Below are 20,843 nucleotides of genomic sequence, written 5' to 3'. Positions count from 1 at the left end.
GCACCCGATAGTAACTATGATAATCATAGTGACAAGCGATTTTATGAGAGTCATTGCCGATGCCCAAACGCGCCGACCTGTCGGACACTTTCTGCCCCGTCGGGCGCTCGGCCGAAATTCTGGGCGACCGCGCGGTGCTGCTGATCCTGCGCGACCTGTTTTTCGGGCGGCGGCGGTTCGAGGCGATCACGGCGAGCACGCGGCTGGGCCCGCAGCTCGTGTCGGCGCGGCTCAGGATGCTGGAGGAGGAAGGAGTTGTGGCGCGCCGCCCCTATCAGGATCGCCCGCCGCGCCACGAGTATCGGCTGACCGACAAGGGCAAGGATCTGTTCGGGGTGCTCTATGCGATGCGGGGTTGGGCCGAGCGTTGGGCATATCGCGAGGGTGAGACGGGGGGCGGCCCAGCAATGCGATATATTCACCGCACCTGCGGTGCCGATGTCGGCACGGCGACCGTGTGTCCGGGTTGCGGCGCGGTGCTGGGCTATGGCGATTTGAAAGGCGAAGCGTCGCCTGCGCTGAGCGCCGAGCAGGCGGCGCGTACGAGCTAGATCAAGCCTTTTCCAGCGTGCATTGCAGCGGGTGCTGGTTCTGCCGCGCCGCGTCCATTACCTGATTGACCTTGGTTTCGGCAACTTCATAGCTGAAGACGCCGCAAACGCCCACGCCCTGCTGGTGGACGTGCAGCATCACCTGCGTCGCCTGTTCGATATCCATGTTGAAAAAGCGTTGCAGCACCATCACGACGAATTCCATCGGCGTATAATCGTCGTTGAGCAGCAGCACCTTGTACATCGACGGCTTTTTGGGCTTGGCGCGCGTTCGCGTCGCAATGCCGACGCCGGGCGCGCCCGCGTCGTCGTCTTTGTCCGCCATTGCGCGGACGACATGAGGGATCGAAGCGGGAAGCATCATCAGGGGGAATATCGCAAGCCGGGCCGGAATCGCAAGGGGTGCGGTGCCGCATTAACCCCTTTTCACGCACCGCGGCGTACCGGCAAACAAGAACCGCCCGCTTCGGGGGGAAGCGGGCGGCCTTGGGGGCGTCGGCGCGGACGGGGAGGGAGGGGAATGACCGCGCCGACGACAGGAAGGTGAAAGCGCTTAGGCCGCCTTCATCTTCGAGGTGATGACCGAAACGCGGTTCGAGATCGGCGCGAAGCTGTCGTTGGTCAGCTTGACGACCAGTTCGCTGGTCTTCGAGGTCTGCGCAACGGCGGCGTCAAAGGCCTTCTTGCTGTTTTCGGCATAGAGCTTGAAGAATTCGGTCGGCGACTTGACGGCGGTATAGCCCTTCAGCGCGGCGGTCGTGTCTTCAAAGCTCTTGCGGGCGAAAGCAACGCCTTCCTGGCCGAGCGTTTCCATGCCCTTGGCAGCGATCTTGCCCGATTCGACGAGCGCTTCGAGGTTCGCCTTGTTGAATTCGACGGCTTCCTCGGCGAGCTTGCTGCTCTTGGCCATGGCTTCCTTCGCCTTTTCGTTGAAATCGGCGGTCAGGGCTTCGGCGCGGGTCTTGGCTTCGTCGGCGAACTTTTTGACGGTATCGTTCATGGTCTTGAATCCTTTGCTGGCAGTGGCAGCGACCTGCTTCGGCGCGGCCTTGGGGGCAATTTTCTTCGCGGCCGCCTTCGCAGGGGCGGCTTTTTTGGCGGCTGCTTTGGGAGCGGCAGCCTTTTTGGCAGCCGGCTTGGCTTTTGCCTTCACCGGCTTGGTCGTTACGGGCGCCGCGGCCGGAGCCGGGGCGGCAGGAGCAGCCACCGGCTTGGCGGCGGTTTCCAGCGTCGCGGCTTCGAAAGCCTTTTCGGCACTATCCATCTTGGTAGCCATCGGGACAACTCCTTTATGTTGCACTGCACAATATAGGAGTGGATCGGCGATTTCAAGAGAAAATTTGTGCAGTGCACAAAAAATCGAAAACTCCGGCCCGCCGTCAGGATAGGCGCCGGATATTACCGCAGTTTGACGTAGCGTCCGGGTGCGTCCTCGATGGCTTTGCGCCGTCCCTTGCCGGGCAGCCGCGCGCCCTTGGCCGGTGTTTTTTCCTTCGCCTGTGCCGCGATCCAGTCGATCCAGTGCGGCCACCAGCTGCCCTTGGTCTCGCGCGCGCCAGCTTCAAATTCTTCCAGGCTGGCGGCGTCATTGTCGCCGGTCCAATATTGATACTTGCCCGCGGCGGGCGGATTGACCACGCCGGCGATGTGTCCCGACCCGGCGAGCAGGAAGGTCTTGGGCCCCGACAGGTGGTGCATCAGCCGCCACACGCTGGACAGCGGCGCGATATGATCCTCGCGCCCCGCCTGGATATAGGCGGGGGTCCTGATCTTCCGAAGGTCGACCGGGGTGCCGCATACCGACAGGCTGTTGGGAATCACCAGCCGGTTGTCGCGGTACAGATCGGTCAGATATTGGCGGTGCCATTTGGCGGGAAGGTTCGTCGTGTCGCCGTTCCAATAGAGCAGGTCGAAGGGGGGATAGTCGTTGCCGAGCAGGTAATTGCTCACGACATAGTTCCAGATGAGATCGCGCCCGCGCAGGCTGTTGAAGGTGGCGGCCATATAGCGCCCGTCGAGATAGCCGGACGCCGAAAGCTGCTGAAGCAGCGCCAGATAGTTTTCGTCGACGAACATCTTGAGGTCGCCCGCCAGCTCGAAATCGACCTGCGCGGTAAAGAAGGTTGCCGATTTGACCTTGTCGGCCTCACCGCGCGCGGCAAGCATCGCGAGCGTGGCGGCGAGCGTCGTCCCCGCGACGCAATAACCGATCGTGTGGACGTGCGGCACATCGAGCAGGTCGCGCGCCGTGTCGATCGCGTCGACCTGGGCCGCGACATAATCGTCCCAGACGATCTCGCTCATCGACGCATCGGCCGATTTCCACGACACCATGAACACGGTCAGCCCCTGTTCGGTGGCCCATTTGACAAAGCTTTTGGCGGGATTGAGATCGAGGATATAGAAGCGGTTGATCCACGGCGGAAAGATCACGAGCGGGACGGCGAACACGTCCTTCGTTGCCGGATCATATTGGATGAGCTGATAGAGATCGGTCTCGTGGATGACCTTGCCCGGCGTGGTCGCGATATTGACCCCGACCTCGAACGCTTCGGGATCGACATGGCTGAGCTGCCCGCGCGCCAGGTCGGCGAGCATATGTTGCAGCCCCTTGAGCAAACTTTCCCCCCGCGTTTCCACCGCGCGCTTCAGCACTTCGGGATTGGTGATCGCGAGGTTCGTGGGCGACAGCGCCTCCGCGACATTCTTTGCCGCGAACTCCAGCTTGGCGCGGGCCTGCTCGTCGAGCCCCTGCATCGACCGCGTGGTCGCAAGAAGCTGGTCGGTGAGCAGGCCATAGGTCTGGCGGATCAACGCAAAGACCGGGTTCGCCGTCCATTCGGGGTCGGCGAAGCGCTTGTCCTTTGGCGCGTCGGTATCCGCTGCGAAGGCGGGCTGGAGCGTCGCGAGCGAGGTCCAGAAGGCGGCGCCCTGTTCCCACATCTTCGCCGATTGTTCGGCCCACAGTTGCGTCGTGGGGCTCTGGAGCCAGCTAGCCGGATCGAACAGGCCGTTTGCGGCGCCCTTTCCCCCCGTCGCCTGGCCCAGCGCATATTCAAGCATCATCTGCTGCGCCCGGCCCATGACGCTCGCCCAATGCTGCATGTCCTCGGGCGACGGCATAAAGGAATTGATCGTGCCGCCGTTCTTGTCCTCACCCATATCGGTCATGCTCGTTCCTGCTGGTCAGTGCCGTCAGAATCCCTATAACAAGCCGCGATGCGGCTGGCGAGGTTGCCGCTCGCGTCAATGTAAACGCACACGTAAAGGAGTTGTTCTAGTTTCCCATGTCCGAAGATGAATTCTATCGCATCAAGCGCCTGCCGCCTTATGTCATCGCCGAAGTGAATGCGATGCGAGCGGCCGCGCGTGCCGCGGGAGAAGACATCATCGACCTGGGGATGGGCAACCCCGACCTGCCGCCGCCCGATCATGTGATCGACAAACTGTGCGAAGTCGCGCGCAAGCCCGACGCGCACGGCTATTCGCAATCGAAGGGCATTCCGGGGCTTCGTCGCGCACAGGCCAATTATTACGGCCGCCGTTTCAACGTCGATCTCGATCCCGAAACCGAGGTGGTGGTGACGATGGGGTCGAAGGAGGGGCTCGCGAGCCTTGCGACCGCGATCACGGGTCCCGGCGACGTCGTGCTCGCGCCGAATCCCAGCTATCCCATTCACACCTTCGGTTTCATCATCGCGGGCGCGACGATCCGCAGCGTGCCGACGACCCCGGATGAGAATTACTGGCGCGCGCTCGACCGCGCGATGGCCTTTACCGTGCCGCGCCCGTCGATCCTTGTCGTCAACTATCCGTCGAACCCCACCGCCGAAGCGGTCGACCTTGCTTTCTACGAACGCCTCGTCGCCTGGGCGAAGGAGAACAAGGTCTGGGTCCTGTCCGACCTTGCCTATTCGGAGCTTTATTACGACGGCAACCCGACCCCTTCGATCCTGCAGGTGCCGGGGGCGAAGGACGTCGCGATCGAATTCACCTCGATGTCGAAAACCTATTCGATGGCGGGGTGGCGCATGGGCTTTGCCGTCGGCAACAAAAGGCTGATCGCCGCGATGACGCGCGTGAAATCCTATCTCGACTATGGCGCCTTTACCCCGATCCAGGCTGCGGCGTGCGCCGCGCTCAACGGGCCGCAGGACATCGTCGCCAAGAACCGCGAGCTTTACCAGAAGCGCCGCGACGTGATGGTCGAAAGCTTTGGCCGCGCCGGCTGGGAGATTCCGAGCCCGCCCGCCTCGATGTTCGCTTGGGCGCCGCTGCCGCCCGCTCTCAAGGAGATGGGCAGCCTGGAGTTTTCAAAGCAGCTGCTGACCCACGCCAAGGTCGCGGTCGCGCCGGGGGTCGGCTATGGCGAGGATGGCGAGGGCTATGTTCGCATCGCAATGGTCGAGAATGAACAGCGCATTCGCCAGGCCGCGCGCAACGTCCGCAAATTCCTGTCGATGCACGGCGTGAACACGCCGTCGGTCGCCGCGGGTGGCGGGGGCTGATGTCCACCGCCGCCGGCCTTGGGGCCATTGCGGAGATCATCCAGCTGTCGGTCGCGCCAGTTTTCCTGCTGGTGGCGACCGGCAGCCTGCTCAACGTCTTCACCGGACGGCTCGCGCGGGTGGTCGACCGGTCGCGCGTGCTGATCGAACAATGGGGCGCGACCGAGGGGCGCGAGCATGAACGGCTCGTCGCCGAGCTGCGCGTCGTCGACCGGCGGATGGACATCATCAACAATTCGATCGCCGCGGCGGTGGCGTGCGGGATCGTCGTCTGCCTGCTCGTCGCGCTCTTGTTCGCGCAGGCGTTCGTCGGCTTCAACCTTGGCGCTGCGGCGGCGTGGGTGTTCGCGCTGGCGATGCTGCTGCTGCTCGCGTCGCTGCTGCTCTTCCTCGTCGAGGTCAGGCTTGCGACGCGGACGATCCACGTGCCGATGGAATTGCTGGAGCTCGAGGAAATGGGCTGGCGCAAGCGGCAGGAGCGCCTCTGAGCGCGGTCGGTGATCGAGGGGGCACATCATTCCAAAGGTCAGTAAAAGTCAGCCTTGTGCAGCTTCCGATTCACCAGCCCGATGGATATGCCGCGCACGGCGGCGGCCCACGTAAAATGCGGGGTAGCGACCTTCTGTCCGTCGATTGAAAGAAGCGGGACGAAGCCTGGCACAGCCGGGCAATGTAGGACAGGTTTTTCGGACGTCCGGGTTGGGGTGGTTTCCCAACCTTCCCTTATCCGTCATCCCGGCGAAGGCCGGGATCTCGCCCTGTCGTTTTGCCGCACCGGCGAGATCGTGTTTCAGAGTCACGTGCCTCTGAACACCCTTCGCCGGGATGACGATAGAGTTGAGGGCGGCTTTCGGGCGTCAACGGACATAGCTTCAACAATCAGCACCCCACACGCACTCGAAACGTCGGCGTCACCCGCTTCCCCTTCGCCTGCTCATAGAAATAGCTCGCCGGCAGCACATCGGCGTCGCTCCAGTTAGCCTCCGGCGGCGGCGGGAGAGGCGCGCGGATGCGATCGGGATTTTTTTTTACAGGGAATGAAGGCTGGCAGCCGTAGCGGCAATTGCGTGCGCCGTTTTTCGGCGCGCCGCAGCGGCATTGACAGCGGCATCCCCCATCTGCACCGTCCGCGTCCGGGAGAGAATGATGAACGAAAAAGCTGCGTTTGCCGCGGGCGCTGGGTCGCCTGCCGCCGACAGCGCCGCCGCGCGTACCCGGACGATGCTGTGGGTTTTGCTGGTCGTCTATATTTTCAATTTTCTCGATCGCCAGATCGTCAATATCCTCGCCGAACCGATCAAGGGCGACCTTGGCCTGTCCGATACCGAACTGGGCCTGCTCGCGGGCCCGGCCTTCGCCGTCTTTTACGCGCTGCTCGGCATTCCGATTGCCCGCTATGCCGACAAGGACGGGACGAACCGCGTCCGGCTGATCGCCGCTGCGCTCGCCGTCTGGTCGGCGATGACCGCGGTGTGCGGCCTCGCCCAGAATTTCGTGCAACTTCTCTTCGCGCGCATCGGCGTCGGCGTGGGTGAGGCGGGCTGCACCCCTGCGGCGCATTCGCTGATCACCGACAGCGTACCGGCGGAGAAGCGTTCGTCGGCGATCGCCTTTTACGGCATGGGCGTGCCGATCGGTTCGCTGCTCGGATTGATCATCGGCGGCATCGTGAACGATCTTTACGGCTGGCGCGTCGCCTTGATGCTCGTCGGGTTGCCGGGATTGCTGCTCGCGCTCTTCATCCTGTTTGTCCTGCGCGAACCGCGTCATCTGCGCCCTGCGGAAGCTGTGGCGGCAGCGCCGGCGCAATTGTCGACCGGTGCGGCGCTCAAGGAAATCTTCGCTTCGCGCGCCTTCGTCTTCATCCTCATCGCCGCGTCGGTCACGGCCTTTCTTGGCTATGGAAAGGCGCTTTGGACGATCAGCTTCTTCATCCGCAGCCACGGTCTCTCGACGACCGAGGCGGGGCTGTCGATGGCGGTCGTGCTCGGGCTCGCCGGAGTGCTCGGCACCTGGCTCGGCGGCAAGATGGCCGACGTGTTCGGCAAACGCGACAAGAAGCATATCCTGACCTTTCCCGCCTATGGGATGGCGGTCGGTGCGCCGATCCTGTTCCTCGGCTATTATATGGACAATTGGATCGTCGCGGTTGCGCTGCTCATCGTGCCGACGGTGCTCAATACGGCCTATTACGGCCCCGCCTATGGTTGTGTGCAGGGGCTGGTGCGGCCCCAGGCGCGCGCGGTCGCCGCGTCGATCATGCTGTTCGGACAGAATCTGATCGGCCTGGGTTTCGGGCCATTCCTGTTCGGCGTGCTGTCCGACGCGCTCGCGCCCGCCTATGGCCAGGAAAGCGTGCGCTATGTGCTCTATGGAGCGGCGTGGCTGGGCCTGATCCCGGCGTTTTTCTTCTGGCGCGCCAGCCTGCGGCTTAAGGCCGAGTTGAAGTCGGGTTAAATCTCAATATCCTCATCGCTTCGCTCCTCGCAATGACGACTCAGTAGGGCGGATCGACCTTTGCGCGCTGCGCCTTGGCGGCGTCGATCCACCAGTTGAGGTCGTCGGCAAAGCGGGGAAAGGCTTTCTCAAGCCGTGCGCCCTCGTCGCCGGTCGGCTTGCCGTCGCCGTCGAACGCACCGCCGATGCGGCCAACGGGCAGGATCGAGCTGATCACCGCCATGCCCATTTCGCCCAGCGTGTCGCGCCACCCCATCATCGCGCGCACTCCGGCAAAGGGGCCAGCCGAATAACAGGCGATGGCCGCGGGGCGCCAGAACCATTCCTCCAGATAATGGTCGGTCAGATTTTTAAGGCCGGGCTGCGGCCCCCAATTATATTCGCCGGTGACAAATACGAAGCCGTCGGCACTGCGGATCTTGCCCGCCAGTGCCTCCATCGCGGGCGGGGCCTCGCCTTTCGGATATTCCTTGTACATCCGGTCGAGCATCGGCAGGTCGACCGCCTTGGCGTCGATCAGTTCGGCGCTGTCGCCGCGCGCGGCGATCGCATCGACCAGCCAGCGCGCCAGCTTGATCCCCTGCCGGTCGCGGCGGTAACTGCCGTAAAGGATAAGGATGTTGCGGGCCATGGGTCTCCTCTCGACCGACTGCGCTAACGCAGGTTCGTCAAAATGCCGATAAGAAAGGAGGCGGCGATCAATATTAGCCCCCAGGTCGCGCACAGGCCATCGATGCGTTTTGGTGCATTGAACCAGGCCTGATCCTCGGCTTTCAGCCGGGCGAGGATTCGTTGCATGGTTCCGCGCCCTTCGACGCGGGCAATGCTGCGGGCGTCTTTGCGGCGCCGATAGTCGCGCAGCCACGGAACGGCGAGCAGGATCGCGCCCCCAAAACCAAACGCCTCCTTGGCCAGCAGCAGGCCGTCAGCCATAGGCGACGCCGCGGTCATCTTCGTCGGCGATGACCTTCCCATGCTGTTCGAGCGTGTAGGCATCGATCAGATGTGCATCGTCATTGGGCTGAACGAAAAACCCCATTTCGCAGGCCCGCGCGATCCGTTCCATCAAGGCCCAGGTCAGCCCCTGGACACCGATGCCGGTTTCGATCTCGCTGACGCGCGCCTGGCTGACGCCCAGTCGCTCGGCCAGCTGCTTTTGGGTAAGCGCCCGCATCCGGCGCATCTTGCGAACCAACGCTCCAGCGCGATACGTGTCACCATCGATCGGACGCTCGCCGGGCGGCGTTGGCATCTTGGCGACCTTGTCCACCAGGTCGGCGATCGATCGGCGGGTCGCCGGGTCAGCTTTTGACATGACCAATTCTCCTTACGGAACAGCTTCTACGATTTGCCCTTCATCCGGGGAAATGTATCCGCGCGCGCCGCTCCACTTCGTGCCGCATTTGATCTGTCGTCCACAAAGCTTCGGCGGGAAGCGATATGTTGGACGGCGCTTTACGGCCTGCCAGCAGGATCGTTGCAACCATCGTCCCGTCCGTTTCCTCTTCGACTGCATAAACGACCAGAATATCGCCGGTACCAGCGCAGAAGATCGGAATCCCATTCCATTCCAGATAAATGGAATTGCTGCGGTAATCCTGTTGGCGCGACGTGATCTTGCCCAGAAAGTTGATCCAGTATCGCAACTGGTCGTCGCCGAGGCGTTCCAGTTCGACGCCTGCATCGATTCCTTCCGAGCAAAAGGCAGCCAGCGCCTCATAATTGCTCATATAAGGAATTCCTTCTATTTCGGCAAGGATCAATCGCTGAACGGGTCGCGGATCAGGATCGTGTCTTCGCGTTCGGGGCTGGTCGAAACGAGCGCGATCGGCGTTTCGATAAGTTCCTGGACGCGCTGGATATATTTGATCGCCTGCGCCGGCAGGTCGGCATAGCTGCGTGCGCCCGCGGTCGATTCGTGCCAGCCGTCCATTTCCTCGTAGATCGGCTCGACTTCGGCCTGATCGGCGGCATGCGCCGGGAAATAGTCGAGGATCTTTCCGCGCAGGCGATAGCCGGTGCAGATGCGGACCTTGTCGAAGCCGTCGAGCACGTCGAGCTTGGTCAGCGCAATGCCGGTGACGCCCGACACCGCGCAGCTTTGCCGCACCAGCACCGCGTCGAACCAGCCGCAGCGGCGCTTGCGCCCTGTGACGGTGCCGAATTCATGGCCGCGCTCGCCGAGCCGCTGGCCGGTTTCATCGTCGAGCTCGGTCGGGAAGGGGCCGCTGCCCACGCGCGTCGTATAGGCTTTGGCGATGCCGAGCACGAAACCGACCGCCGAAGGGCCGAGACCCGAACCCGCCGCCGCGGTGCCGCTCACCGTGTTCGAGCTGGTGACGAAGGGATAGGTGCCATGGTCGATGTCGAGCAGCACACCCTGCGCGCCTTCGAACAGGATGCGCGCGCCGGCCTTGCGGACCTTTTTCAGCCGTTTCCACACCGGCTGCGCATATTCAAGGACGTAATCGGCGATTTCCTTAAGGTCGGCGACCAGCCGTTCGCGGTCAATCGGCGGCTCGCCGAAACCGGCGCGCAGCGCATCGTGGTGCGCGGTCAGGCGGTCGAGTTGCGGTTCGAGCTTGTCGAGATGCGCAAGGTCGCAGACGCGGATCGCGCGGCGGCCGACCTTGTCTTCATAAGCCGGGCCGATGCCGCGCCCGGTGGTGCCGATCTTGCCCGCGCCCGCGGCGGTTTCGCGCAAGCCGTCGAGGTCGCGGTGAAAGGGCAGGATGAGCGCGCAATTGTCGGCGATCGCGAAATTGTCGGCGTTGATTTCGACCCCTTGGCCGCGCAGCTTGGTGATTTCGTCGCGCAGCGCCCACGGGTCGAGCACGACGCCGTTGCCGATGATCGACAGCGTGCCGGTGACGATGCCCGAAGGGAGCAGCGACAGCTTGTACACCTGTTCGCCAACGACGAGCGTATGCCCGGCGTTGTGCCCGCCCTGGAACCGGACCACGGCGTCGGCGCGGCTGGCGAGCCAGTCGACGATCTTGCCCTTGCCCTCGTCGCCCCACTGCGACCCGATGACGGTAACATTTGCCATGATGCTGTCCTGCTGAGTGCGGCCATTTCGGCCCGGCGCGGCCTTAGCGGATTTGCGCGCGGATACAAGCCGCGGGCGGCATGAAATTGCGACAATTGCAGCCTAGCTGCAGCGGCAGGAAGCACAGGAGACGATCGATGAATGGACGTCGGTGGGCGGGATGGCTGGGGCTGTTGGCCTTTGCGATCGGCAGCGTTGCGATCCCCGGCCCCTTTGCGGTTGCGCGCGAGACGATGCGCGAGCGGATTCGCGACCGGCTGGCCGAACGGATGGGGGGCGACAAGGCGCCGAAGGTGCCGGGCAGCGAGACGATCGCCTATGGCCGCGATCCGCTCCAGTCGCTCGACATCTGGCGCGCAAAGGGGGCGGGCGGCGCCGCGCCGCTCGTCGTCTTTGTCCACGGCGGCGGGTGGAAGCGCGGCGACAAGGATAATGCGACCGGGCGCTTCAAGGCGGTGCATTATCCGGGGCAGGGCTATGCCTTTGCCTCGATCAACTATCGGCTCGTCCCCGCCGCGACCGTCGAGGAGCAGGCGAGCGATGTCGCCTATGCGGTGAAGGCGTTGATCGACCGTGCGGGTAGCCTCGGCGTCGACCGGCGCCGCATCGTGTTGATGGGGCACAGCGCGGGCGCGCATCTGGTGGCGCTCGTCGGCACCGACGAACATTATCTGCGCGGCGCGGGGCTCTCCTTTGCCGACATTGCCGGGGTGATCCCGATCGACGGCGCCGCGTATGATGTCGCGGCCCAGATGCAGGAAGGGCCGCCGATCATGCGGAAAACCTATGCCCAGGCGTTCGGCAGCGACCCTGCGCGGCAGAACGCCCTGTCGCCGACGCGGCAGGCGGCGGCGCCCAATGCGCGGGCGTTCCTGCTCCTCTATGTCCAGCGCGCCGATGGCGTGCGGCAGGCGAAGGCGCTCGGCGACGCGCTCGAAAAGGGCGGAACCCGCGTCGAGCACGGCAGCTTTCCGGGCGAGGGGCTGAAAGGTCATGCAGAGATCAACCGCAGTCTGGGCGATCCCGCCTATCCGGCGACCGCGACGGTTGATGACTGGTTGAGGCGGCTGTTTGCCCGGTAGGGGTGGGGCATGAAGGTAAAGTGGACGGTTGGGCGTACCCCGTCATCCCGGCCTTCGCCGGGATGACGATGGAGTATGGACTGACGTTCGGGTGTCCCCGCGCTCAGCCTGCCGTAACCTCCAGCCCGCGCTGCACGCCCGGCCGCGCCAGTCCGGCGCCCAGCCAGCGCTGCACATGCGCGAAGCGATCGAAGCCGACGATTTCGGCGGCGTCGTAAAAGCCGATCAGGTTGCGCACCCAGCCGAGCAGCGAGATGTCGGCGATGCTGTAATCGTCGCCCATCACCCATTGGCGGCCTGCCAGCCGCCCGTCGAGCACGCCGAGCAGCCGCGCCGATTCGGCGGCGTAGCGGTCGCGCGGTCGCTTGTCTTCATAGTCCCGCCCCGCGAATTTGTGGAAAAAGCCGAGCTGGCCGAACATCGGCCCGACGCCGCCCATCTGCCACATCACCCACTGGATCGTCTCATAGCGCGCCGCGGGGTCGGGCGAGAGGAACTGCCCGCCTTTATCGGCCAGATAGATCAGGATTGCGCCCGATTCGAACAGGGCAAGGGGTTGGCCGCCCGGTCCGTGCGGATCGTAGATCGCGGGAATCTTGCCATTGGGATTGAGCGCGAGAAAGGCGGGGTCATGGCTTTCATTCGCCATGATGTCGATGCGGTGCGGTTCATAGGCAATGCCCGTCTCTTCGAGCATGATGCCGACTTTCACGCCATTGGGCGTCGGCGCGGAGAAAAGCTGAAGGCGGTCCGGGTGCGCGGCGGGCCAGCGCGCGAAGATCGGATGGTCCATGCTCATGCGCCTTGATCGCGTTTTGCCTGCTGATGGTGGCGGATCACCTCGTCGATGATGAAGCGCAGGAATTTCTCGCTGAATTCGGGGTCGAGGTCGGCGTCGCGCGCCAGCGCACGCAGCCGCTCGATCTGCCGTTCCTCGCGGCCGGGGTCGGCGGGGGGCAAGCCTTCGCGCGCTTTCAGCTCGCCGACCGCCTTGGTCACTTTGAAGCGTTCGGCAAGCATATAGACGAGCGCCGCGTCGATATTGTCGATGCTCTGGCGGTAACGGCTCAGCTGGTTGTCCATGCGCGGTTCCTTTTCTGCCGGGCCCGCTTGGCACCGGCGGGGGGGCGCTGGCAAGCCGAAAGTCGTTGCAAATTCGTGCCCGCGCCGCCAAGGGTCGCGGCGATATGACTGCCGAAATCCACCAGCTGCATGGGCAAAGGCCGCCCTCGCTCGACCCGATGATGGCGCTCGTCGCCGCCGATATGAACGAGGTGAATGCGGTCATCCTCGACCGGATGCAGTCCGAAGTGCCGCTGATCCCCGAACTCGCGGGGCATCTGATCGCGGGCGGCGGCAAACGGATGCGTCCGATGCTGACCTTGGCGTGCGGCCAGCTGCTCGATTATCCGGGGCGCCGCCATTGCAAATTGGCGGCGGCCGTCGAGTTCATCCACACCGCGACGCTGCTGCACGACGATGTCGTCGACAAATCGGATCTCCGCCGCGGGCGCAAGACCGCGAACCTCATCTGGGGCAACAGTGCATCGGTGCTCGTCGGCGATTTCCTGTTCAGCCGCGCGTTCGAGGTGATGGTCGAGGATGGCTCGCTGAAAGTGCTCAAGATATTGAGCCGCGCGTCGGCGGTGATTGCGGAAGGCGAGGTCAATCAGCTGTCGGCGCAGCGGCGGATCGAAACGAGCGAGGATCAGTATCTTTCGATCATCAACGCGAAGACCGCTGAATTGTTCGCCGCGGCGTGCAGGATTGCCGCAGTCGTTGCCGAACGCGACGAAGCCACCGAAGCCGCGCTCGACGCCTATGGCCGCAACCTGGGCATCGCCTTCCAGCTGGTCGACGATGCGATCGATTATGTTTCGGACGCCGAGACGATGGGGAAGGGGGTCGGCGACGACTTCCGCGACGGCAAGGTCACGCTGCCGGTGATCCTTGCCTATGCGCGCGGGAATGCCGAAGAACGCGAATTCTGGAAGCAGGCGATCACCGGCCACAGGATTTCGGACGCGGACCTGGCCCACGCCAAGGGCTTGCTGATGAAGCACGACGCGGTTGCCGACACGCTGGCGCGCGCGCGCCATTATGGCCAGCGCGCGGTCGACGCGATCGGGGGCTTCAGGGCCAGCCAGGCGAAATCGGCCCTGACCGAAGCGGTCGCCTTCGCCGTCGCGCGCGCTTATTAGTGTTTTTCATCTATTGTCTATATCCCTGTGTCCCCGCGAAGGCGGGGACCCATCTTCCGGCGGTGCGAAATAGAATCGTCCGGTGATGGGCCGCCGCCTTCGCGGGGGAACAGGGTTTTTTCAAACGGAGCGGCAAATGCCGATGATGGGTCCAGCGGCCGAAAGCCCCGACGCCTATATCGCCGCGCTGTCCGGCTGGCAGCTTGAGCGTTGCACGATGCTCCGCGCCGCTGTCATGCGCGCAGCCGCCTTTGACGAAACGATCAAATGGACCAATCTGGTCTTCATGGCCAATGGTCCGTGCATCCTGATCCGCGCCGAGGAACAGCGCGTATTGCTGGGCTTCTGGCGTGGCAAACGGCTGCGCGAACTCGAACCGCGGATCAAGGCGAGTGGCAAATATGAACTCGGCAATCTGGTGATGACCGAGGCCACCGAGGTGACAGCCGAACAGGTCGGGCGACTCGCCGCCGCGGCCTATCGGCTCAACATCGACCTGGGCAATCCCGCGGCGCGCGTATGACGACCACGCCGCTGCCGATCGATGCGGTGCTGCCCGACATCATGGCGGCGTTGCTGCTCAAGCCCAATGCCGTCGTTGTGGCGCCGCCCGGCGCGGGCAAGACCACGCGCGTCGCGCCGGCGATACTCGACCAGCCGTGGTGCCGCGGCGCGGTGTGGCTGCTCTCGCCGCGAAGGCTGGCGGCGCGCGCCGCCGCCGAACGCATCGCCGAGGAGCTGGGCGAGGCGGTCGGCGGCCGCGTCGGCTATGCGACGCGGCTCGACAGCAAGCAGTCGGCGGCGACGCGCCTCCTGGTGATGACGCCGGGCCTTTTCCGCAACCGCATCCTTGCCGATCCCGAGCTTTCGGGCGTGTCGGCGGTGCTGTTCGACGAGGTTCACGAGCGCAGCCTCGACGGCGATTTTGCACTCGCGCTCGCCATCGACGCACAGCAGGGGCTACGCGACGACCTGCGCCTCGTCGCCATGTCGGCGACGCTCGACGGCGCGCGCTTCGGCGCGCTGCTCGGCGACGCGCCGGTGGTGAAGAGCGAGGGCAAGATCTTTCCGCTCGACCTGCGCCATATCGGCCGACGCGCCGAGGATCGGCTGGAAGCGTCGGTGCTCGCGGCCGTGCGGCAGGCGCTCGCCGACGAAGCCGAGGGCGACATCCTCGTCTTTCTCCCCGGCGCGGCAGACATCGAGCGCGCGGCAAGCGCGGCCGAAGATGCGCGCCTGCCGCTCGCGGTCCACCGGCTGCACGGCCAGATCGACCCGGCATTGCAGCGCAAGGCGCTCGTCCGCGATCCCGGCGGGCGGCGCAAGCTGATCCTCGCGACGAGCATTGCCGAGACCAGCCTGACGATCGAGGGCGTACGGATCGTCGTCGACGCCGGCCTGTCGCGGCGACCGCGCTTCGACAAGGCGGCGGGCATTTCGCGGCTCGTCACCGAACGCGCGAGCCAGGCGTCGGCGACGCAGCGCGCGGGCCGCGCGGCACGGCAGGGGCCGGGCGTCGCCTATCGCCTGTGGGAAGCCGCGGCGACCGCGGGGATGCCGCCGTTCGACCCGCCCGAGATTCACGAAAGCGACTTGATGCCCGTGGTGCTCGACTGCGCGAGTTGGGGTATCGTCGACCCGCGCCAGCTGGGCTGGCTCGATCCGCCGTCGCCCGCGGCCATATCCGAAGCCAAGTCGCGGCTTGTCGCCATCGGGGCTTTGAGCGCGGACGGCCGGATCACGGCGCATGGCAAGGCGCTCGCGGCGATCCCGCTGCCCGTCCCGCTCGCGCATATGCTGCTCGACGCGGCGCGCGCGGGCGAGGCCGAGCTGGCAGGACGGCTCGCGGTGCTGCTCACCGAACCGGGGCTCGGCGGGCGCGGCGTCGATGTCGAGGCGCGGCTGGCACGCTGGCGCGGACAGCGCGATCAGCGGTCCGAAGGTGCGTTCCGCCTTGCGCGGCGGCTTGCCGACATATCGGAACGGCTGGCGGCGGAGGCTGTCGACGCGCCGCCGCGTTCGATCGGGGGGTGGGTCGCCGCCGCCTGGCCCGACCGGGTCGCGCGGCAACGCGCGGGGCAGCGCGGCGATTATCTGAGCGTCGGCGGCCGCGCCTATCGTCTCGATCCGCTCGACCCGCTCGCCGGGAGCGAATGGCTGGCGATCGCCGATGCGCAGGGGCATGCCGCGGGCGTGCGCATCCTTGCGGCGGCGCCGACCGACGCGGCCGAAATCGAAGCTTTGTTCGCCGATCGTATCGTCCAGCATTCGGCGAGCCGATACGACAGCGCGAGCGACCGCGTCGATCATCGCCGCGAACGGCGGCTCGGCGCGATCGCGTTGACCAGCGGGCAGGCGGCGCGGCACGAAAATGCGGCTGACGACATCGCTGTCCGCATGGCGGCGGTACGCGACAAAGGGCTGGGCCTGATCGCCTGGGGACCGGCGGCGCAGGCGCTGCGCCAGCGTGCATCCTTTGCCGCGCTCGACGCGCTTTCGACCAATGCGCTTGGCGACAGCCTGGAAATCTGGCTCGAACCCCTGCTCGCCGATTGCCGCGGGCTGCGCGACATCGGCGATCGCAAGCTTTGCGATGCGCTGATGGCGATGCTCGACTGGCCGGCGCGGCAATTGCTCGAAAAACATGCGCCCGCCGATTATCTGACCCCGGCCGGCAGTCGGCATCCGATCGATTATGGCGCCGACGGCGGCCCGACGGTGAGCGTGCGGGTGCAGGAGATGTTCGGGCAGTCGCGCCATCCGTGCGTCGGCGATCCGCCGGTGCCGCTGATCCTGGCGCTGACCTCGCCCGCGCACCGGCCGATCCAGACGACGCGCGATCTTGCCTCTTTCTGGAGCGGCAGCTGGCACGATGTCGCGCGCGAGATGCGCGGCCGTTATCCCAAGCACAGCTGGCCCGACGATCCCGCAAGCGCGCGCCCGACGCTGATGACCAAAGCGGCGCAGGCGCGGCGCGATGCGCAATAGGCCTCTTTTCGCAAGGACAGCTTGGCGCTAAGGCGTCGGCAATCTTATCCGATCAGGGACTGTCCGATGAAAGCGCGTATCTACCAGAAGCCCAAAAATGCGATGCAGTCGGGGCGTGCGGGCTCCGAGCGCTGGATGCTGGAATTTGCGCCCGCCGAAGCGCGCAAGGCCGACCCGCTGATGGGCTGGGCTGGCAGCGGCGACACGCAGCGCCAGCTTCGCCTCGGCTTTCCGAGCCGTGAAGCGGCGGTTGCCTATGCCGAAAAATACGGTATCGATACAGAGGTGATGCCGACGCCCGTGCGCAAGCTGAAGATCCAGGCTTACGCCGACAATTTCCGTTAATTAAACGTCGCCCCCGCGAAGGCGGGGGCCGCTGCCGGGTTTACGCAGCGATGCAGGACCAGGGCTCCTGCGGCCCCCGCCTTCGCGGGGGCGACGCGGATTAATCGCCTTGTCGGCGATTACTCCGCGTCGGGCTGCAACAGCTTGTGCAGGTGGACGACGACATATTTCATTTCGGCGTCGTCGACGGTGCGCTGCGCCGCGGCGCGCCACGCCTTTTCGGCGGCCTTATAGTCGGGATAGAGGCCGACGACGTCGAGGTTGTTGAGGTCGACGAAGTCGAGACCCTGCGGATCGCTGACCCGTCCGCCGAACACGAGGTGCAATTTGCTCATGGCTGCTTTCCTTGCGGCGTACCGCTGGTGGGGGAGAAGCGGCGCCCCCTAACAGCGCTTTTCCTCTCCCGCAAGCATGGTCATTCGTCGCCCGACCGACCCTTGGGCAACAAGGAGCCGAGGAGCGCGCCGATCGCCACCGCACCGGCCACCAGCGCCAGCGGCTGCTTTTCGGCAACGTCCTTGAGCTTGCCGCCGGCGCGCTTCGCCTGCACCTTGCCCTTGGCATAGGCTTCGCCCGCGGCTTCGCGCGCCGCGTCGGCCTGTTCGCTGGCGCGCGCAGCCAGATCTCCGGTCGCGGCGCGTGCGCGGCCATAGCCATCCTGAATGCGCGCCTTTGCCGCCTCGGCGGTCAGCCGGGCATTTTCGGCGGTTTTCTCCGCAAGTTCACTCGCTTTTGTACGCGCATCACGCGCGGTTTCACTGAGCGGCTTCATCATCTTCCTCCACTGGTTCATCATCATCTTCGGACGCCGGGCCGGCGCGAAAATGATCGGCGAGCGCGGTCGCCATATCCTGCACCTTGCGCGCCACTTTGGGCGCATGTTCCTTGATCGGTTCGCGCATCAACCAGGCGATCCCGGCCGCGGCGGCGAGGGCGATCGGCCAGCGATTGTCGCGAAATTCCTGCCGCACGGCATGGGCGGCGTCGTCGAGCTTCGTGCGCACGCGATATTTGCCGCGGTCGACCAGCGCCGCGGGACGGAGCGCCGCCTTGGCGATGTCGAGCCGCCGGTGAAGCTCGGCGCGCTGGAGCATCGAGCGGCGCGCGGCGGCGATCAGGCGGTTGCGCGTGCGCGGCATCAGTCGTCGATCCCTTCCTGTTCCAGATCGCGCCGCAACGCGGTGCGGATGTCGCCATAGGCGCGCCGCGCGCGCCAGCCGGCGAGCGCCGCGATCAGCAAGAGCGCCGCGACGACGATCAGCGTCGCCACGAACGGACCGGTGTGCGGCGCCAGCGCGAGGATCGCCCCGAAGGCCAGCGCCAGCATCGCGACGCCGAGCGCGCAGGCGGCAACCGCGCCCCATGCGGCGCTCCACGTTGCCCCGTGCAGCGCGAGTTCGCCGCGCGCCTCGATCAGCGCCAGTTCGGCCTGTGCCGTCGCCGACAGATTTTCGACGACGTCGCGGGCGATCTGGTCGAGCGGCACGGGCTCGCTTGTCGCCGGACGTCCGCCCGGCGCATAGCCGTGGCTTATGCCGTCAAAGCTGCGCCCGTCGGGCGCGGGAGTTTCGGGATCGGAGGATGCCAACGTCCGATCAATCGTTCGAGCCGCCCTTGAGCATCCGGGCGAGCACGAAGCCGATCACCGTCGCGGCGCCGACCGCGATCGCGGGGTTCTTCTTGACCATGTCGCGCGTCGATGCGGCGAGTTCGTCGAGATCCTTCTTGTCGAGCGTCGAGGCGAGGCCGGCGACCGTCGATGCGGCCGAACGCGCATAGTCGCCATATTGTTTGCCGAACTTGCTGTCGACCGTGCCCGCGCTGTCTTCGAGCAGCTTGGCAAGGCTGCCGACGGCCTCGGCCGCCTTGTCCTTGCCCTTCGTCGCGGCGTCGCGCGCCGATGCCGATGCCTGTTTCTTCAGCGTCGCAGCTTCTTCCTTCAGCGAGGCCGCCTTTTTCGACGCTTCGGACTTGATCGTGTCGCGCGTCGCGGCGAGCTGATCGCGGATCGGATGGTCTTTCGCAGCCTTCACCGACGCGGGCTTGCGCGCGGGCGCGGCCTTGGTGGCGGCAGCCTTTGCGGGGGCCTTGGGACGGGGCGCTGCGGCCTTCTTGGTCGCGGGAGTAGCGGCTTTTGCCATTAATCTGTCCTCTTCTGTCGTGTCGGGCGCCGCGCGGGCGGGCATCCTTTTTTGGTCCTGCAAGATATATAGCAAGCGGCGCCCATTGGTTCCATAGGCGCGCAAAATTCCTACGCAGCAGTTGCACTAGCGGAAAGGCGCCGATAACAGGCGGGCGCCTTATCCACCCGGCCGCATCCGGCCGTCAGCAGGGACGACATCCATGACCGCCATCATCGACATCCACGGCCGCGAAATCCTCGACAGCCGCGGCAATCCGACCGTCGAAGTCGATGTGCTCCTCGAAGACGGCAGCTTTGGCCGTGCCGCGGTTCCTTCGGGCGCTTCGACCGGCGCGCATGAAGCCGTTGAACTTCGCGACGGCGACAAGGCGCGCTATCTGGGCAAGGGCGTGACCCAGGCGGTCGCCGCGGTGAACGGCGACATCGCCGAAGCGCTGATCGGCCTCGATGCCGAGGACCAGCGCGAGATCGACATGGCGATGATCGACCTCGACGGCACGGCGAACAAAAGCCGTCTCGGCGCCAACGCGATCCTCGGCGTCAGCCTGGCCGCCGCGAAGGCCGCCGCCGACGCGCGCGGCCTGCCGCTCTATCGCTATGTCGGCGGCGTGTCGGCGCGCACCCTGCCCGTGCCGATGATGAACATCATCAACGGCGGCGAACATGCCGACAATCCGATCGACGTGCAGGAGTTCATGATCATGCCCGTCGGCGCCGGCAGCATCGCCGAGGCCGTGCGCTGGGGCAGCGAAATCTTCCACACGCTGAAAAAGGGGCTGTCGCAAAAGGGGCTTGCCACCGCGGTCGGCGACGAGGGCGGTTTCGCACCCAACCTCGCCTCAACGCGCGACGCGCTCGACTTCATCGCCGCGTCGGTCGATCAGGCGGGCTTCAAGCTCGGTAGCGACGTCGTGCTCGCGCTCGACTGCGCCGCGACCGAATTTTTCAAAAATGGCAAATATGAAATCAGCGGCGAAAGCCTGTCGCTGACCCCCGAACAGATGGCCGAATATCTTGCGGCGCTGGTGAACGATTACCCGATCAAGTCGATCGAGGACGGGATGAGCGAAGATGACTTCGCCGGCTGGAAGGCGCTCACCGACCTGATCGGCGACAGGTGCCAGCTCGTCGGCGACGATCTGTTCGTCACCAACCCCGCGCGGCTCGAACAGGGGATCAAGGACGGCCTTGCCAACTCGCTGCTCGTCAAGGTCAACCAGATCGGCACGCTGTCGGAAACATTGGATGCGGTCGATATGGCGCACCGCGCGCGCTACACTGCGGTGATGTCGCACCGTTCGGGCGAAACCGAGGATTCGACGATCGCCGACCTCGCGGTCGCAACCAACTGCGGCCAGATCAAGACCGGCAGCCTCGCGCGGTCGGACCGGCTCGCGAAATACAACCAGCTCATTCGTATCGAGGAAGAGTTGGGCGACATGGCGCGCTATCCGGGCGCCGCGATTTTCGGTTGATCGCAAAGCGGGGATAAGTCCGCGCTGGCGCCTTGACGCCTTGA

25 protein-coding genes are annotated in these 20,843 nt (G+C 65.2%); 10 read left to right on the top strand and 15 right to left on the bottom strand.

Features of this window, described 5'->3' with window-relative positions:
• The first annotated feature begins 59 nt into the window (after positions 1 to 59).
• On the top strand, positions 60 to 551 hold the full coding sequence (locus RIA72_RS12150) for a winged helix-turn-helix transcriptional regulator (RefSeq protein WP_350032317.1): 492 nt from the start codon (positions 60 to 62) through the stop codon (positions 549 to 551).
• A gap of 1 nt (position 552) precedes the next feature.
• On the opposite strand, the gene clpS is transcribed toward RIA72_RS12150, so the two are convergent.
• The 3 genes from clpS to RIA72_RS12135 form a co-directional block, all read right to left on the bottom strand.
• Positions 553 to 915 carry an ATP-dependent Clp protease adapter ClpS gene (gene clpS / locus RIA72_RS12145; RefSeq protein ID WP_502957953.1) on the bottom strand — a complete coding sequence of 121 codons (363 nt, stop codon included), beginning with the start codon at positions 913 to 915 and terminating at the stop codon, positions 553 to 555.
• 189 nt (positions 916 to 1,104) lie between these two features.
• On the bottom strand, positions 1,105 to 1,461 hold the full coding sequence (locus tag RIA72_RS12140; RefSeq protein WP_350032816.1) for a phasin family protein: 357 nt from the start codon (positions 1,459 to 1,461) through the stop codon (positions 1,105 to 1,107).
• Between the two features lie 488 nt (positions 1,462 to 1,949).
• On the bottom strand, positions 1,950 to 3,722 hold the full coding sequence (locus RIA72_RS12135; RefSeq protein WP_350032315.1) for a PHA/PHB synthase family protein: 1,773 nt from the start codon (positions 3,720 to 3,722) through the stop codon (positions 1,950 to 1,952).
• Between the two features lie 116 nt (positions 3,723 to 3,838).
• On the opposite strand from RIA72_RS12135, the gene RIA72_RS12130 reads away from it, so the two are divergent.
• The 3 genes from RIA72_RS12130 to RIA72_RS12120 all read left to right on the top strand — a co-directional run bounded on the left by RIA72_RS12130 (position 3,839) and on the right by RIA72_RS12120 (position 7,516).
• Positions 3,839 to 5,059, top strand: coding sequence for an LL-diaminopimelate aminotransferase (locus RIA72_RS12130; RefSeq protein ID WP_350032314.1), 1,221 nt, complete (start codon positions 3,839 to 3,841; stop codon positions 5,057 to 5,059).
• Positions 5,059 to 5,547: a DUF2721 domain-containing protein gene (locus tag RIA72_RS12125; protein WP_350032313.1), complete on the top strand. Its 489-nt coding sequence runs from the start codon at positions 5,059 to 5,061 to the stop codon at positions 5,545 to 5,547. Before RIA72_RS12130 ends, RIA72_RS12125 begins: the two co-directional genes overlap by 1 nt.
• 658 nt (positions 5,548 to 6,205) lie before the next feature.
• Positions 6,206 to 7,516, top strand: a complete 1,311-nt coding sequence (locus tag RIA72_RS12120) for a spinster family MFS transporter (protein WP_350032312.1) — start codon at positions 6,206 to 6,208, stop codon at positions 7,514 to 7,516.
• Positions 7,517 to 7,556: 40 nt separating this feature from the next.
• Here RIA72_RS12120 and RIA72_RS12115 read toward each other — a convergent pair whose 3' ends face one another.
• Genes RIA72_RS12115 through RIA72_RS12095 form a run of 5 tightly spaced genes read right to left on the bottom strand, consistent with a single transcriptional unit; the run spans position 7,557 to position 10,565 of the window.
• The gene (locus RIA72_RS12115) at positions 7,557 to 8,147 is read right to left on the bottom strand and encodes an NADPH-dependent FMN reductase (protein ID WP_350032311.1); all 591 of its coding nucleotides are present in this window, start codon (positions 8,145 to 8,147) and stop codon (positions 7,557 to 7,559) included.
• A gap of 23 nt (positions 8,148 to 8,170) precedes the next feature.
• Complete coding sequence (locus RIA72_RS12110; protein WP_350032310.1) at positions 8,171 to 8,449, bottom strand: hypothetical protein; 279 nt, start codon at positions 8,447 to 8,449, stop codon at positions 8,171 to 8,173.
• A complete protein-coding gene (locus tag RIA72_RS12105; RefSeq protein WP_350032309.1) occupies positions 8,442 to 8,831 on the bottom strand; it encodes a helix-turn-helix domain-containing protein in 390 nt (129 codons plus the stop codon). The genes RIA72_RS12110 and RIA72_RS12105 overlap by 8 nt, the downstream gene beginning before the upstream one ends.
• A gap of 40 nt (positions 8,832 to 8,871) precedes the next feature.
• Positions 8,872 to 9,246: a hypothetical protein gene (locus RIA72_RS12100; RefSeq protein WP_350032308.1), complete on the bottom strand. Its 375-nt coding sequence runs from the start codon at positions 9,244 to 9,246 to the stop codon at positions 8,872 to 8,874.
• 29 nt (positions 9,247 to 9,275) lie between these two features.
• Positions 9,276 to 10,565 (bottom strand): adenylosuccinate synthase, encoded by a 1,290-nt coding sequence (locus RIA72_RS12095; protein WP_350032307.1) that lies wholly within the window; start codon positions 10,563 to 10,565, stop codon positions 9,276 to 9,278.
• Between the two features lie 137 nt (positions 10,566 to 10,702).
• On the opposite strand from RIA72_RS12095, the gene RIA72_RS12090 reads away from it, so the two are divergent.
• The gene (locus RIA72_RS12090; RefSeq protein ID WP_350032306.1) at positions 10,703 to 11,647 is read left to right on the top strand and encodes an alpha/beta hydrolase; all 945 of its coding nucleotides are present in this window, start codon (positions 10,703 to 10,705) and stop codon (positions 11,645 to 11,647) included.
• Between the two features lie 103 nt (positions 11,648 to 11,750).
• On the opposite strand, the gene RIA72_RS12085 is transcribed toward RIA72_RS12090, so the two are convergent.
• Complete coding sequence (locus RIA72_RS12085) at positions 11,751 to 12,446, bottom strand: glutathione S-transferase N-terminal domain-containing protein (RefSeq protein ID WP_350032305.1); 696 nt, start codon at positions 12,444 to 12,446, stop codon at positions 11,751 to 11,753.
• Positions 12,443 to 12,730: a chorismate mutase gene (locus tag RIA72_RS12080; protein WP_350032304.1), complete on the bottom strand. Its 288-nt coding sequence runs from the start codon at positions 12,728 to 12,730 to the stop codon at positions 12,443 to 12,445. The genes RIA72_RS12085 and RIA72_RS12080 overlap by 4 nt, the downstream gene beginning before the upstream one ends.
• A gap of 104 nt (positions 12,731 to 12,834) precedes the next feature.
• Between RIA72_RS12080 and RIA72_RS12075 the strand changes: the two genes are divergently transcribed.
• From RIA72_RS12075 to RIA72_RS12060, 4 genes are all read left to right on the top strand, one after another.
• Positions 12,835 to 13,848 carry a polyprenyl synthetase family protein gene (locus RIA72_RS12075; protein WP_350032303.1) on the top strand — a complete coding sequence of 338 codons (1,014 nt, stop codon included), beginning with the start codon at positions 12,835 to 12,837 and terminating at the stop codon, positions 13,846 to 13,848.
• A 136-nt stretch (positions 13,849 to 13,984) separates the two neighbouring features.
• A complete protein-coding gene (locus tag RIA72_RS12070; protein WP_350032302.1) occupies positions 13,985 to 14,371 on the top strand; it encodes a DUF1801 domain-containing protein in 387 nt (128 codons plus the stop codon).
• Complete coding sequence (gene hrpB, locus RIA72_RS12065; protein WP_350032301.1) at positions 14,368 to 16,836, top strand: ATP-dependent helicase HrpB; 2,469 nt, start codon at positions 14,368 to 14,370, stop codon at positions 16,834 to 16,836. The genes RIA72_RS12070 and hrpB overlap by 4 nt, the downstream gene beginning before the upstream one ends.
• A gap of 66 nt (positions 16,837 to 16,902) precedes the next feature.
• A complete protein-coding gene (locus RIA72_RS12060; protein ID WP_350032300.1) occupies positions 16,903 to 17,181 on the top strand; it encodes an ETC complex I subunit in 279 nt (92 codons plus the stop codon).
• Between the two features lie 119 nt (positions 17,182 to 17,300).
• On the opposite strand, the gene RIA72_RS12055 is transcribed toward RIA72_RS12060, so the two are convergent.
• The 5 genes from RIA72_RS12055 to RIA72_RS12035 form a co-directional block, all read right to left on the bottom strand.
• Complete coding sequence (locus RIA72_RS12055; protein ID WP_350032299.1) at positions 17,301 to 17,516, bottom strand: DUF4170 domain-containing protein; 216 nt, start codon at positions 17,514 to 17,516, stop codon at positions 17,301 to 17,303.
• A gap of 80 nt (positions 17,517 to 17,596) precedes the next feature.
• Positions 17,597 to 17,953, bottom strand: coding sequence for a hypothetical protein (locus tag RIA72_RS12050; protein WP_350032298.1), 357 nt, complete (start codon positions 17,951 to 17,953; stop codon positions 17,597 to 17,599).
• Positions 17,937 to 18,320 carry a hypothetical protein gene (locus tag RIA72_RS12045; RefSeq protein ID WP_350032297.1) on the bottom strand — a complete coding sequence of 128 codons (384 nt, stop codon included), beginning with the start codon at positions 18,318 to 18,320 and terminating at the stop codon, positions 17,937 to 17,939. The genes RIA72_RS12050 and RIA72_RS12045 overlap by 17 nt, the downstream gene beginning before the upstream one ends.
• On the bottom strand, positions 18,320 to 18,769 hold the full coding sequence (locus tag RIA72_RS12040) for a phage holin family protein (RefSeq protein WP_350032296.1): 450 nt from the start codon (positions 18,767 to 18,769) through the stop codon (positions 18,320 to 18,322). The genes RIA72_RS12045 and RIA72_RS12040 overlap by 1 nt, the downstream gene beginning before the upstream one ends.
• Before the next feature lie 7 nt (positions 18,770 to 18,776).
• On the bottom strand, positions 18,777 to 19,322 hold the full coding sequence (locus RIA72_RS12035) for a hypothetical protein (protein WP_350032295.1): 546 nt from the start codon (positions 19,320 to 19,322) through the stop codon (positions 18,777 to 18,779).
• A gap of 202 nt (positions 19,323 to 19,524) precedes the next feature.
• Here RIA72_RS12035 and eno point away from each other — a divergent pair, with 202 nt between their 5' ends.
• A complete protein-coding gene (eno, locus tag RIA72_RS12030) occupies positions 19,525 to 20,799 on the top strand; it encodes a phosphopyruvate hydratase (RefSeq protein ID WP_350032294.1) in 1,275 nt (424 codons plus the stop codon).
• Positions 20,800 to 20,843 lie beyond the last annotated feature (44 nt).

It is taken from the genome of Sphingopyxis sp., assembly GCF_040216815.1.
Taxonomy (GTDB): Bacteria; Pseudomonadota; Alphaproteobacteria; order Sphingomonadales; family Sphingomonadaceae; genus Sphingopyxis.
Note: the sequence above shows the minus strand (reverse complement) of the source record. Positions and strands in the feature narration are given on the sequence as shown.

Excerpts from the sequence above, each read along its gene's own strand:
- RIA72_RS12150 (WP_350032317.1), top strand. The coding sequence starts at position 60 with ATGCCCAAACGCGCCGACCTGTCGGACACTTTCTGCCCCGTCGGGCGC.
- clpS (WP_502957953.1), bottom strand. The coding sequence starts at position 915 with ATGATGCTTCCCGCTTCGATCCCTCATGTCGTCCGCGCAATGGCGGAC.
- RIA72_RS12140 (WP_350032816.1), bottom strand. The coding sequence starts at position 1,461 with ATGGCCAAGAGCAGCAAGCTCGCCGAGGAAGCCGTCGAATTCAACAAG.
- RIA72_RS12135 (WP_350032315.1), bottom strand. The coding sequence starts at position 3,722 with ATGACCGATATGGGTGAGGACAAGAACGGCGGCACGATCAATTCCTTT.
- RIA72_RS12130 (WP_350032314.1), top strand. The coding sequence starts at position 3,839 with ATGTCCGAAGATGAATTCTATCGCATCAAGCGCCTGCCGCCTTATGTC.
- RIA72_RS12125 (WP_350032313.1), top strand. The coding sequence starts at position 5,059 with ATGTCCACCGCCGCCGGCCTTGGGGCCATTGCGGAGATCATCCAGCTG.
- RIA72_RS12120 (WP_350032312.1), top strand. The coding sequence starts at position 6,206 with ATGAACGAAAAAGCTGCGTTTGCCGCGGGCGCTGGGTCGCCTGCCGCC.
- RIA72_RS12115 (WP_350032311.1), bottom strand. The coding sequence starts at position 8,147 with ATGGCCCGCAACATCCTTATCCTTTACGGCAGTTACCGCCGCGACCGG.
- RIA72_RS12110 (WP_350032310.1), bottom strand. The coding sequence starts at position 8,449 with ATGGCTGACGGCCTGCTGCTGGCCAAGGAGGCGTTTGGTTTTGGGGGC.
- RIA72_RS12105 (WP_350032309.1), bottom strand. The coding sequence starts at position 8,831 with ATGTCAAAAGCTGACCCGGCGACCCGCCGATCGATCGCCGACCTGGTG.
- RIA72_RS12100 (WP_350032308.1), bottom strand. The coding sequence starts at position 9,246 with ATGAGCAATTATGAGGCGCTGGCTGCCTTTTGCTCGGAAGGAATCGAT.
- RIA72_RS12095 (WP_350032307.1), bottom strand. The coding sequence starts at position 10,565 with ATGGCAAATGTTACCGTCATCGGGTCGCAGTGGGGCGACGAGGGCAAG.
- RIA72_RS12090 (WP_350032306.1), top strand. The coding sequence starts at position 10,703 with ATGAATGGACGTCGGTGGGCGGGATGGCTGGGGCTGTTGGCCTTTGCG.
- RIA72_RS12085 (WP_350032305.1), bottom strand. The coding sequence starts at position 12,446 with ATGAGCATGGACCATCCGATCTTCGCGCGCTGGCCCGCCGCGCACCCG.
- RIA72_RS12080 (WP_350032304.1), bottom strand. The coding sequence starts at position 12,730 with ATGGACAACCAGCTGAGCCGTTACCGCCAGAGCATCGACAATATCGAC.
- RIA72_RS12075 (WP_350032303.1), top strand. The coding sequence starts at position 12,835 with ATGACTGCCGAAATCCACCAGCTGCATGGGCAAAGGCCGCCCTCGCTC.
- RIA72_RS12070 (WP_350032302.1), top strand. The coding sequence starts at position 13,985 with ATGCCGATGATGGGTCCAGCGGCCGAAAGCCCCGACGCCTATATCGCC.
- hrpB (WP_350032301.1), top strand. The coding sequence starts at position 14,368 with ATGACGACCACGCCGCTGCCGATCGATGCGGTGCTGCCCGACATCATG.
- RIA72_RS12060 (WP_350032300.1), top strand. The coding sequence starts at position 16,903 with ATGAAAGCGCGTATCTACCAGAAGCCCAAAAATGCGATGCAGTCGGGG.
- RIA72_RS12055 (WP_350032299.1), bottom strand. The coding sequence starts at position 17,516 with ATGAGCAAATTGCACCTCGTGTTCGGCGGACGGGTCAGCGATCCGCAG.
- RIA72_RS12050 (WP_350032298.1), bottom strand. The coding sequence starts at position 17,953 with ATGAAGCCGCTCAGTGAAACCGCGCGTGATGCGCGTACAAAAGCGAGT.
- RIA72_RS12045 (WP_350032297.1), bottom strand. The coding sequence starts at position 18,320 with ATGCCGCGCACGCGCAACCGCCTGATCGCCGCCGCGCGCCGCTCGATG.
- RIA72_RS12035 (WP_350032295.1), bottom strand. The coding sequence starts at position 19,322 with ATGGCAAAAGCCGCTACTCCCGCGACCAAGAAGGCCGCAGCGCCCCGT.
- eno (WP_350032294.1), top strand. The coding sequence starts at position 19,525 with ATGACCGCCATCATCGACATCCACGGCCGCGAAATCCTCGACAGCCGC.